Genomic DNA, 10,364 nt, shown 5'->3' on the forward strand with positions numbered 1-10,364 from the left:
ATTATCCTCCTAATCCAAGAAGTTGTTTTGCAGCAAACGCAAATACTTGATCAATCATGAGAAAGAAAATTGCAGCAGAAGCTGCCATAATAAACACCATCATTGACGTCAATAATGTTTCTTTACGGGTAGGCCAAGTAACTTTTTTTACTTCTTGAACAACCTGTTTAAAAAAGAGGTTCGGTTTCATTAATATTACCTTATAAATCTAGTTTCAATTTTATAGCTTTTACGAAGCATGACAAAATTAAATTGTCAGTTTAATTAATCTATTAAAAATTTTGGGATTAATAGCCAACTTACCTGTAAAAATATTATTTGACAAGTATTCAAAAATTTTTCTTTCATTTTCTATGAAAATAATTTTATAAACCTGTTTCATAAAATTATTATTGGCAGGAGTGGAGGGACTCGAACCCCCAACCCCCGGTTTTGGAGACCGGTGCTCTAGCCAATTGAGCTACACTCCTTTAAAGTCAAACTTTAAATACGTTTCATTATCCATTATGGAAATTACAAAATAAAGCAAGATTAAAAATATTGAAAACTATTTTTAATTGATTATTTGTTACATAATAAGTCAAAAATTAATTTTAATAATTATATCAAATAATCAATAAACGCGTCATTATACATCCCACAACCACTAAACATGCTGCCAAAAGACGAAACACTGTAAATCGCTCTTTTAAAATAAATAAACCCAACAAACTGCCAAAAATAATACTTGTTTCCCGCATCGCGGCAACTTGCGCTGCATGACCATAACGAAAAGCAAGCATAGCAAGACCATAGCTTAAAAGTGATAAAACAGCCGCGATAAATCCTTGTTGCCAACAAGATTTTAATTTTTGTTTTAAATTATAACGATGATATTTTAAAAGATATATAATCATTAGAGCATTTTCGCTGATTAAAAAATACCAAACTATATAGCTCCAGGCATTTTGACTAAGCCTAATTCCATAAGCATCTATTAATGTATAAAAAGTTATACAAACCCCAGTCAATAAAGCTAAAATAATACCTTTATATAAATTAGGGTTTTTTGAAAATTTTGATATATTTTCAAATGCAAGCATCATAATACCACTGGTAATGAAAAAAATTCCTAACGCTATTCCTAAAGTAATTTTATCTCCAAAAAATAAAAATGCACCTAAAGTAATAAATAAGGGGGAAACACCTCTTGCAACCGGATATACAAGGGATAAATCTGCCAACCTATAGGAATTAATTAAAAGTATTTGATAAATAAAATGTATAAGACCTGATGCCCCTAAACAAATCCACATTTGTAAAGAAGGGAAAGGCACAAAAAAAATAAAAGGCAGAACGATAAAGGCAGAACCCAACCCTATCCAAACTCTAAGATAAAGCCGTTCTGAATTACTTTTTAATAATGCATTATTAATAGCATGAAATATGGCAGAAAACAGAGCTAATATTATAGCAAAATCAGTATAAATGATCATAAATGCATTTCATTATCAAAAAACTAAAAATTATATTAGTTTATTCCCAATAATTAACAATCAAGACTTGAACTAAATAAGATAAAATAATTTTAATATTTAAATTTATAAAGGAGTAAAAATTTGAAACATCTTATTTAAAAATTTCGTTTTTTATTACATTATTATATTACATTATTAATTGTAAGCATTATAGGCACTAGTTCTTTTGCTGCATGGAACCCAGATGATGGGGATAATCCCTATCCTGGCGAACCACAATGTACAATTGTTGAGGGACCAATTATAGCAGAAGATTGCTAAAATAATTATTTCCGGTATCTAAAAACCTATCCAATATTAAAATATATGGGTAGGTTTTTATTTTAATAAACCTATAAATTTAGCTATTGATAAATTTAAGAAAAGTAAAAAAATAAATAGATTATATGTTGGAGCGGGCGACGGGAATCGAACCCGCATAGCCAGCTTGGAAGGCTGGAGCTCTACCATTGAGCTACGCCCGCTGGGTCTCGAATAATATGTGTTACTATGGATTATATTTCTATTCAACCAGAAAATCTTTAAAATGTACTTTATTTAAAAATAACAACTTTGTTTCAAACATTAAAACCCTTTATGAATTTATAAAGGGTTTTAATGTTAACTATTTTCTAACTATTAAAAATTTTATGGCGTATCTGAATCAGAAGACCCTTCCGCTTTTTGTGGAGCTTCTTTTGGTGCTTGAGTCTCTGCTTGCTTAGCTGAACCACCTACACCCTGTTCTTTGTTCGATCTTTTTGAAACTTGTGGAGCTTCTATTGGCGCTTGGCTTTCTGCACTTGTTCCTTGTTCTGTGCCAGATGCATTCAAACGTGCTTGTCTTTCGGCCTTTGTTTCACAGGCTGTTAAATTTAACAACGCTAATAAACTAATTAAAGAAATAATTAATCTTGTTCTCATGATTGTCTCCATTATATCCATTCATATTTAATTTTATTTTTACATGATATAACTTATATATATAAATTATTAATTTATTATTAAAATTTTTAATATATTAAATAAATATTTTACATATCCCTCGTATTAACAGTATTTTGAAGACAAATTTTGATAGATATTGATTAATTTACTTAAGGCAAAACTATTTCTCCTTCCATATTTCTTGAAGACGCATTTTTCTTCCATTATTTGTACTATATTGTTTATAACGCTCCCTACTTTTTATAAAAAACTCCTGATGATAGTCTTCTGCGGGATAAAAAGCCGTAGCTGGTTTAATAAAGCTAGCAACAGGTTGGGTAAATATTTTTTGAATTTTTTCTCTTGATAATTCTGCTAAAACTTTTTGATTATTATCATGAAAAAATATTCCGGCTTGATATTGTGTGCCTTTATCTACGAATTGGCCATATCCATCAAATGGATCAATATTTTTCCAAAAAATATCGAGCAATTTTTCATAAGTAATTTTATCTTTGTCATAAGTAATTTGAATAGCTTCAACATGACCGGTTGTACCCTGGCAAACCTGTTCATAAGTTGGATTTACAACATGGCCACCTATATATCCACAAATGACTTTAGTCACACCAGGCACAGAATAAAATTCTGGTTCCATACACCAAAAACATCCGCCAGCAAAAGTTGCAAAAGACATAAATATTTATCCTTTCAAATTAATAGAAAATTAAACAAATTTGGATTAAAAAATATCTGTTAATAAAACAGCTATAATTCCAATATAGGTCAAATAATGTAAGAGTTGATCGATCCCAAATAATATCCAAAAACGGCCCATAGTTGCATTACAACTTATATAACGTGTTAAATATGCCTTAGCCCAATCAATATGATAATGAACAATGCTATCAACAAAAGTAATAACTATGGCTATTGGCGCAGACCACCACACAAAAACACAAAACGTACCAAATCCATGAATAGTTGCATGGAGTAATCCACCGGGATGACCATATTTATGTTTATTCAAATATTGATAACTTGTCTGTAAAACAAAATCACATATAAAATGTTTTATAATTAGAAATGTCAGAAATATTAAAATCTGCTCGGACTTCATTTCCATACAACTAAATCCAGAGGTTCGGATACCCCATGTATAATTTGATTAATATAAATATTTTTTTCACTATCCGTTTTATAACCTTGAGCCTGAGCAATCTCTAAAGCATTTTTTGTAGATAAAGCATTGCTTTGCAAAGTTTTATTATATTTTTCAAGCTTTGCTGCAAGATTTACAGTATCACCAATAACCGTATATTCTAATCTTTTTTCATCCCCAATTGTTCCAAATACAACCTCACCTATTGCGAGACCTGCACCAATATTAAATATAGGTAATCCTTTTTGCTTACGTTCTTGACCCCAAAGATATGCAGCCTGCATAATGTTATCTACAGCTTTAAATCCATCCGCAGCATAAGTCATAGATGTGGTCACTGCACCAAAACTAGCTAAAATTCCATCTCCCATAAATTTATCAATACTTCCATTATATTGACGAACAATCGGAATAATTAAACGTTGATATTCACTTAATAATGTAATTAATTCACTTGGTGACATATTTATTGAAGCTTGGGTAAACCCCCGCAAATCTGTAAACAAAATTGCAGCTTTCCTTAATTCACCTTGACCTGCCATGACGGCATTATCTGCATGCGTAATACGTTTAACAACATCGTGATCAAAAAATAACGATAAATCTGCGGTTGCTTGTGTTTGCACAGTAGATTGTATCAAAATACGCCTGGCACGAATTAATACCAAAGTTAGAATAAAAGTAACAACCAAAACAGATAAAATTTTATCAAATTCACTTCCTAAATGAACTTTACCTGTTGTAGCATATGTAACATAATCCCATGTTAAAATATTATCATTAGCTGTATAAAAAGCATACCCTAACAATAATAGCCAACCAACTACTGCCACTAACCCCGATAAAATTACCCATAATGCTTCAAAACGTAAAGCACGTAAGGCTATCAAAATAAATACATAAAGAAATACCGTGTTTTTTAAATAAATAAGTGCTGGCTGTTCATATTGAATATGATAGACCCAAATAGTTCCAATTAATATAGCCATTTCAATGATTGCAAAAAAACCAATGAGCCACGATTTTAATTGGCCTGTTATCAAAAAATAAAGACGCAACAATACAAAAATTGAAAACAAAGATAATCCTAATGGCACTGCTTTTACAGGTGCATCAGGTGAATACCCAGTAGGCGACAAAATATAAAGAACAGCAAGGAATATAACCAAACATAATTGGGCTATACCAACAAGTATTTCACTTTGATACTGTTGTTTTATTATGGCATTTTGAACACGAGAAGGAAGTGTTAAAGATTGTTTCACAACATTTCTTCTTCATTCATTTGTTTGATACCCAAAATTAATTTTTCACATAATCCTTTGGGAACCATAATCCAACTTTCTGGATCACCATCTCTGTCTGATTGTGCTGCACAAGAATGTTTTGGAGTTCCACAATCATTCTGTGCTGCTTTTGCTATTCCATAACAACGTTCACGTGCCTCTTGTTTATTATTCAGGGCTGAGAAACGTACTGTTTGATTTACAGCAATTGCAATAGCTATAACAGCCCCAGTAATAACCAAAGTATTAAGAGATGTTTTGTTCATTTTTCATATTATATTATGTAGCTTTGTTAGTTGTTTAATAACTAATTACAATAATAGTAATATAAATTTAAATTAAAGAAAAATCATTTTTTAATTTATTTTTTTATCAATTAATAGATAAAAGTTATTGGAATTATAAACTTAAAAACCGTATAATAAAAAATATTTATTAGTCTATAACCTATAATAGACTTATAATATTTAAGCTCTCTTTATTAATATTTTATGGAATAGAGAATAGTTACATGGAAATGTATCAAATCCGTTATTTTCTGGCTGTTTGCGAGACATTAAATTTCACAAAAGCATCAGAGAAATGCTTTATCACCCAACCTTCATTAACTAAAGCTATACAAAAACTTGAAGAAGTTTTAGGAGGTAGGTTATTTAATCGCACTAAAAATTCTGTGCAACTTACGGAGCTTGGGCATATTATGCAACCGCATCTGGCCGAACTTTATAATTCTGCTAAGCAAGCTCAAGAACAAGCTAAAAAATTTTTATCCAATCAAACAATTAAATTAACAGTTGGTATTATGTGTACATTGGCTTTTGAACCCTTAATACCTATTTTAACTGAATTTCAAGATAAACATCCCAATATTGAATTACATTTTGAGCAAGGTACATTAGAAAAATTAGTCAATGATTTGGATAGAGAAGAAATTGATCTAGCTCTTATGGCATCACCTTATGAATTTTCTAAACGGTTCACGAGTACTTTCTTATATAAAGAAGATTTTGTTATTGCATGTCCATCTAAACACCCTTTAAGTGGGCAAAGGAATCTTTCATTAAAAGATTTAGATGGTGAAAATTATGTGGCACGTAAAAATTGCGAATATACAAATTATATAGATGATTTGTTGGATAATCTTAAAATTTCATTACCTGTAAAACATGCAACAGAACGCGAAGATTGGATAATCCAAATGATTAATGCAGGTATGGGAATTACCTTTATGCCTCTCAATAGTTGTTTATTTGCAGGATTATCATATGCGACTCTTGCTGATCAACCATTAACACGGGAGGTACAAGCTATTACTATTACGAATAAAGAAAATACTTTATCCATAAAAAGTTTTTTGGACTATATTACCCATCATAATTGGCATCAATCTCTATCCAATACCAATTGGATCAAATCTATATCGGCATAGAAATGTCATTTAAGAGTTAATTTTGGGTTTAAGTGAACCACCTACCAATCTTTCGCATAATCCTTTTGGTACATTAATAAAACCTTCGCCGTCTTTTATTGATTGTCCAGCACAACTATGCATGCCAGTCTTACAATCATTTTTACCAGCTTTTACAATTCCATAACATTGTTCTGTTCCTATTTTATCATTCGCATAAGACGAAATAGAAAAAGTCGCGACCGCTATTGTTAAAATTGTAAGAGTTAATTTTTGATCTAATTTTGGCATAATTTATCCTCCGAAAGTAAAGGCATAAGCCTCTAAACCAGGTTCTGATGATTGAATTTCTAAAAATCCAGATTTAAATTCTGGTTGATTGATTAATTCATATAATGTGTGTTGGTTAACTGTTATGATACCATTATGGACATCTTTACCTGCCATATCATTAATCACTTTGTTATTGAAAAGAATTTTTACATCAATAGGTTTGTCATTTGCTGTTCCCAGAACAAGAAATACCTTTTTTGCTTTAAAATTTAAACGTAAAGATGCATTTTTATCTGTTGATGTTATTTTCTCATCCTCAATTTTCCAATTACCTTCCAAAGCCCAACTGTTATTTGAAATATTTATAGGAAACTCATATTTTGCTGATGTATTTTTTACAGGTAATTGTTCCCCAACATATCTTTCAGCACGTGCAAATCCCAAATAGGTTTCAGGTGTTTGTTCAAAATTGAAATTTGATGTTTCTGTATTATCAGTTGTTGCTTTATCCATACCAAGTAAAAAGCGTATGTTATTTTCAGTTACATCATATTTACCTTCACCAAAATGCGTATAAACAACCTGTCCATTTTTATCAATTAAATAATGTGCTGGCCAATAACTATTGTTAAAATTAATCCATGTTCCAAGATTACTGTCCAAAGCAACAGGGTATTTAATATTATTGCTTAAAACTGCAGCTTTCACATTATTGATATTCTTTTCAAATTCAAATTCAGGTGAATGCACACCAATAATAACCAAACCTTTATCACGATATTTCTGATCCCATTTCGTAATATAAGGTAAAGTTCTGATACAGTTGATACAGGAATATGTCCAAAAATCAATCAAAACAACCTTACCTTTTAACCCAGAAATTTCTAAGGGGTTTGAATTAATCCAACCTTGGATATCTGAAAATGCTGGTGCTGGATATGGTTTATCCAAAGCATCTTGTAATCCCGATGAAGACTGTTCCATTGTTTTTTTATCTGAGCTAAATAAAAATTGGGCTTGTGTATTGGTTACAATAAAAACAATAGATAATAAAATTATAATACCAAAAACTTTACGAATCTTGGTTGCATGTTTTGTAAAGAAATTAATTTTTTTCATTACTTTTCTCCCTATTAAAGAAATAATAAGCATTGGAACACCGGAACCAATAGCAAAAAATAAAATAATCAGAAAACTTTGGAAATCTGTTTGCTGACGGATAATTTGTACTAATACAACAGCTAATATAGGACCAGCACATGGCAGCCAAACTAAACCAATTAAAGAGCCAACAATAATTCCACTCATCAATCCATCTTGGTTATTGGGTCCAGATACTTTCCCACCTATATTTGCAATATTTTGTGTATATAAATTAAATTTTTCAGACAGTTTATTTGATAAAAGTATAAGAGCAAATAAAGCAATTAAAATTAATGAAACATATTGAATTATTTCTGGTTGAATACCTAATAAATTGACCAATTTTCTAGATGCAAATGTAAATAAGCTAAAAGCTATAGAAAAACCTATAATAATACCAAATGGTCGCCTCCTGCCCCCATCAATTGACGCAGATAAAACCAAAGGTAATATAGGTAAAATACATGGCGAAATAATTAATGCCATACCTTCAAAAAAAGCTAAAATTGGTTCAATAAATAATGACATATTTTAAATCTTCTTTGGTAAGAATTTAAGTGCAAGCCCATTATTACAATATCTTAAGCCGGTTGGTTGTGGGCCATCATCAAAAACATGACCTTGATGTCCGCCACAACGGGCACAGTGATACTCAATACGGGGGATAAGCAAATTATAATCAGATTTAGTTTCAAGAGAATTTTCTATATAATCAAAAAAACTAGGCCATCCTGTACCGCTATCGTATTTTTTACTTGATGTAAACAATTCTAAATCACATGCAGCACAAACATAAATTCCTTCCCGTTTTTCTTTATTTAAAGAACTTGTAAAAGGTATTTCTGTTCCTTCCTGTCGCAATATATTATATTGTTCAGCTGTTAAAATTGTTTTCCATTCTTCATCGGATTTTACAAGTTTTGTAAAAGCATGCTCAAATGCCAAGCCTTGCTTTTTAATAAAAAAGTGAGTAAAGGCCAAAAAACTTATAGTATTCAATCCCAAATATAGAAAGAAACGTCTATCCATTTTATTGACCTTTAATCATTTTTTTCATACTGTTATTTACATCTTTTCATTAGTTAGTTTTCCGATTATAGTTTCTAATCATTCTAATGATTTATTATTTCTAATATCGTTATTTTTATTATTAATGAGTTGATAAATCATTAGATTATATATTGAAGTACGTTTCATATTAAATAAAGGTTACATCTTATTTGATTTTTTTTTATTACCATACTGTAACCTATTACTTCATTGGGTCGTAAGTATATGAAGAACCAATGGGACGATTGGATGCGTTTAACATTAACTGGTGATAAAAAAGCATATAAACAGCTTTTAATAGCTTTACAACCTTGGCTTATGGCTTTTTTTACTAAGCGCGTCCCATCCGCCGTAGTAGAAGATTTAGTACAAGAAACAATGATCACCCTTCATGAAAAGCGTCATACTTATAATCCTAGTCAACCCTTTATGCCATGGTTGATAACAATTGCAAAACATCGCTGGATAGACTATCTGCGTAAAATATATCGTCATCAAGAAGTAGCTCTTGATAAAGAGATCGAAGTTCCCATTTTAGATTCAGATATAACTATTAGTTCGGATATAATTAAATTATTACAAAAAATCCCAGCAAAACAAGCCGAGGTAATTGATTTAGTTAAATTAAAAGAAATGACTATAGAACAAGCATCACAAAAAACTGGTTATAGCTCTTCGTTAATTAAGGTTATGATTCATCGTGGACTTAAACACCTTAACAAAATTGTTAAAGAAGAAAAAAATGACAACATTTGATCCAATTATTGATAAACTTGTTCATGATCTTGTACCTAAACAAAGTATGACATTTCGTCAACTTAGTATTTTTGTACTTATATCTTTTATAACCATACTCGTAATTATTCTTTCAGTTATGAAAATACGTCCAGATTATATATATGCATTTCAATCGGGAACATTAATATGGAAACCTAGTATTTTTTTTCTACCTGCTCTTTCGTGTCTTTTATTATTAGCTACGTCATGCTTGCCTGGACGTACCATTAAAAAAATATATTTTATACCTTTTATTATATCAGCAGTTTTTTTTACAATTTTATTTATTCAAACTTTATTTAATTTTACTTTATCAAATTTTATATCAGCTGTTACTGATCCCAAAGCACCTTTTTGTTTTGGAATCATTATAATAGGTGGTTGTATTATTTTAGCATTTCTATGGAATCTTTGGATTAAAAAAAGTGCCCCTGAAAATGCCACGCATACTGGCATATATGCAGGTTTATTATCAGGTTTGATCGCAGCTACCGCATATGCGTTTCATTGCACCCAAGATAGCCCATTTTATATATTATTTTATTATGTATTACCAGTTGGTATATTAGGATTAATTGGTAAATGGTTTGGAAAAAATCGTTTATATTGGTAATTAGTTTTTTGCTCTAATCAATTATTTTATATATATTATTTAAAGTAAAATAAATTTTTATGTTTAATAAAAATTAAAACGTTTTATTTATTCATATGTTATAATGGTGGTGCGGATGGGATGGTGTTTCTAAATTTTCGAATGTTAATTGAGGTATTGTAATAGAATAACAAAAGCGATCCACCAAAGTTTTTTTGACTTGCGAATGTCAATTACCAAATGCATAGTA

At 30.3% G+C, this 10,364-nt stretch carries 13 protein-coding genes and 2 tRNA genes; 3 read left to right on the forward strand and 12 right to left on the reverse strand.

Annotated features, from left to right (window positions below):
- Nucleotide 1 precedes the first annotated feature (1 nt).
- The 9 genes from secE to K1X44_05555 form a co-directional block, all read right to left on the reverse strand.
- On the reverse strand, nt 2-190 hold the full coding sequence (secE, locus tag K1X44_05515; protein ID MBX7146750.1) for a preprotein translocase subunit SecE: 189 nt from the start codon (nt 188-190) through the stop codon (nt 2-4).
- Nucleotides 191-393: 203 nt separating this feature from the next.
- Nucleotides 394-470 (reverse strand) — tRNA-Trp (locus K1X44_05520).
- A gap of 135 nt (nt 471-605) precedes the next feature.
- Entirely contained in the window at nt 606-1,475 is an 870-nt protein-coding gene (locus tag K1X44_05525) for a DMT family transporter (protein ID MBX7146751.1), read from the reverse strand.
- Nucleotides 1,476-1,907: 432 nt separating this feature from the next.
- Nucleotides 1,908-1,981, reverse strand: a tRNA-Gly gene (locus K1X44_05530).
- Nucleotides 1,982-2,144: 163 nt separating this feature from the next.
- The gene (locus K1X44_05535) at nt 2,145-2,420 is read right to left on the reverse strand and encodes a hypothetical protein (GenBank protein ID MBX7146752.1); all 276 of its coding nucleotides are present in this window, start codon (nt 2,418-2,420) and stop codon (nt 2,145-2,147) included.
- 184 nt (nt 2,421-2,604) lie between these two features.
- On the reverse strand, nt 2,605-3,120 hold the full coding sequence (gene msrA, locus K1X44_05540; protein ID MBX7146753.1) for a peptide-methionine (S)-S-oxide reductase MsrA: 516 nt from the start codon (nt 3,118-3,120) through the stop codon (nt 2,605-2,607).
- 45 nt (nt 3,121-3,165) lie between these two features.
- Nucleotides 3,166-3,543, reverse strand: a complete 378-nt coding sequence (locus tag K1X44_05545) for a DUF3307 domain-containing protein (protein MBX7146754.1) — start codon at nt 3,541-3,543, stop codon at nt 3,166-3,168.
- On the reverse strand, nt 3,540-4,850 hold the full coding sequence (locus tag K1X44_05550; GenBank protein MBX7146755.1) for an adenylate/guanylate cyclase domain-containing protein: 1,311 nt from the start codon (nt 4,848-4,850) through the stop codon (nt 3,540-3,542). The genes K1X44_05545 and K1X44_05550 overlap by 4 nt, the downstream gene beginning before the upstream one ends.
- Complete coding sequence (locus tag K1X44_05555; GenBank protein MBX7146756.1) at nt 4,847-5,137, reverse strand: DUF2282 domain-containing protein; 291 nt, start codon at nt 5,135-5,137, stop codon at nt 4,847-4,849. The genes K1X44_05550 and K1X44_05555 overlap by 4 nt, the downstream gene beginning before the upstream one ends.
- A gap of 245 nt (nt 5,138-5,382) precedes the next feature.
- On the opposite strand from K1X44_05555, the gene K1X44_05560 reads away from it, so the two are divergent.
- Nucleotides 5,383-6,300: a LysR family transcriptional regulator gene (locus K1X44_05560; protein MBX7146757.1), complete on the forward strand. Its 918-nt coding sequence runs from the start codon at nt 5,383-5,385 to the stop codon at nt 6,298-6,300.
- A gap of 9 nt (nt 6,301-6,309) precedes the next feature.
- Here K1X44_05560 and K1X44_05565 read toward each other — a convergent pair whose 3' ends face one another.
- From K1X44_05565 to msrB, 3 genes are read right to left on the reverse strand one after another with little or no spacing between them, the layout of a single operon-like run.
- Nucleotides 6,310-6,570 carry a DUF2282 domain-containing protein gene (locus K1X44_05565; GenBank protein ID MBX7146758.1) on the reverse strand — a complete coding sequence of 87 codons (261 nt, stop codon included), beginning with the start codon at nt 6,568-6,570 and terminating at the stop codon, nt 6,310-6,312.
- Between the two features lie 3 nt (nt 6,571-6,573).
- Entirely contained in the window at nt 6,574-8,223 is a 1,650-nt protein-coding gene (locus K1X44_05570) for a cytochrome c biogenesis protein DipZ (GenBank protein MBX7146759.1), read from the reverse strand.
- A gap of 3 nt (nt 8,224-8,226) precedes the next feature.
- Complete coding sequence (gene msrB / locus K1X44_05575) at nt 8,227-8,724, reverse strand: peptide-methionine (R)-S-oxide reductase MsrB (GenBank protein ID MBX7146760.1); 498 nt, start codon at nt 8,722-8,724, stop codon at nt 8,227-8,229.
- A gap of 246 nt (nt 8,725-8,970) precedes the next feature.
- Between msrB and K1X44_05580 the strand changes: the two genes are divergently transcribed.
- Both K1X44_05580 and K1X44_05585 read left to right on the forward strand, forming a co-directional pair.
- Nucleotides 8,971-9,501 carry a sigma-70 family RNA polymerase sigma factor gene (locus K1X44_05580; protein MBX7146761.1) on the forward strand — a complete coding sequence of 177 codons (531 nt, stop codon included), beginning with the start codon at nt 8,971-8,973 and terminating at the stop codon, nt 9,499-9,501.
- Entirely contained in the window at nt 9,488-10,135 is a 648-nt protein-coding gene (locus K1X44_05585; protein ID MBX7146762.1) for a DUF1109 domain-containing protein, read from the forward strand. The genes K1X44_05580 and K1X44_05585 overlap by 14 nt, the downstream gene beginning before the upstream one ends.
- Nucleotides 10,136-10,364 lie beyond the last annotated feature (229 nt).

The sequence above is a fragment of the Alphaproteobacteria bacterium genome (genome assembly GCA_019695395.1).
In the GTDB taxonomy this organism is placed as follows: domain Bacteria; phylum Pseudomonadota; class Alphaproteobacteria; order JAEUKQ01; family JAIBAD01; genus JAIBAD01.

Bases quoted from the DNA above. Each gene is read 5' to 3' on its own strand.
- secE (MBX7146750.1), bottom strand. From the start codon at position 190: ATGAAACCGAACCTCTTTTTTAAACAGGTTGTTCAAGAAGTAAAAAAA.
- K1X44_05525 (MBX7146751.1), bottom strand. From the start codon at position 1,475: ATGATCATTTATACTGATTTTGCTATAATATTAGCTCTGTTTTCTGCC.
- K1X44_05535 (MBX7146752.1), bottom strand. From the start codon at position 2,420: ATGAGAACAAGATTAATTATTTCTTTAATTAGTTTATTAGCGTTGTTA.
- msrA (MBX7146753.1), bottom strand. From the start codon at position 3,120: ATGTCTTTTGCAACTTTTGCTGGCGGATGTTTTTGGTGTATGGAACCA.
- K1X44_05545 (MBX7146754.1), bottom strand. From the start codon at position 3,543: ATGAAGTCCGAGCAGATTTTAATATTTCTGACATTTCTAATTATAAAA.
- K1X44_05555 (MBX7146756.1), bottom strand. From the start codon at position 5,137: ATGAACAAAACATCTCTTAATACTTTGGTTATTACTGGGGCTGTTATA.
- K1X44_05560 (MBX7146757.1), top strand. From the start codon at position 5,383: ATGGAAATGTATCAAATCCGTTATTTTCTGGCTGTTTGCGAGACATTA.
- K1X44_05565 (MBX7146758.1), bottom strand. From the start codon at position 6,570: ATGCCAAAATTAGATCAAAAATTAACTCTTACAATTTTAACAATAGCG.
- K1X44_05570 (MBX7146759.1), bottom strand. From the start codon at position 8,223: ATGTCATTATTTATTGAACCAATTTTAGCTTTTTTTGAAGGTATGGCA.
- msrB (MBX7146760.1), bottom strand. From the start codon at position 8,724: ATGGATAGACGTTTCTTTCTATATTTGGGATTGAATACTATAAGTTTT.
- K1X44_05580 (MBX7146761.1), top strand. From the start codon at position 8,971: ATGAAGAACCAATGGGACGATTGGATGCGTTTAACATTAACTGGTGAT.
- K1X44_05585 (MBX7146762.1), top strand. From the start codon at position 9,488: ATGACAACATTTGATCCAATTATTGATAAACTTGTTCATGATCTTGTA.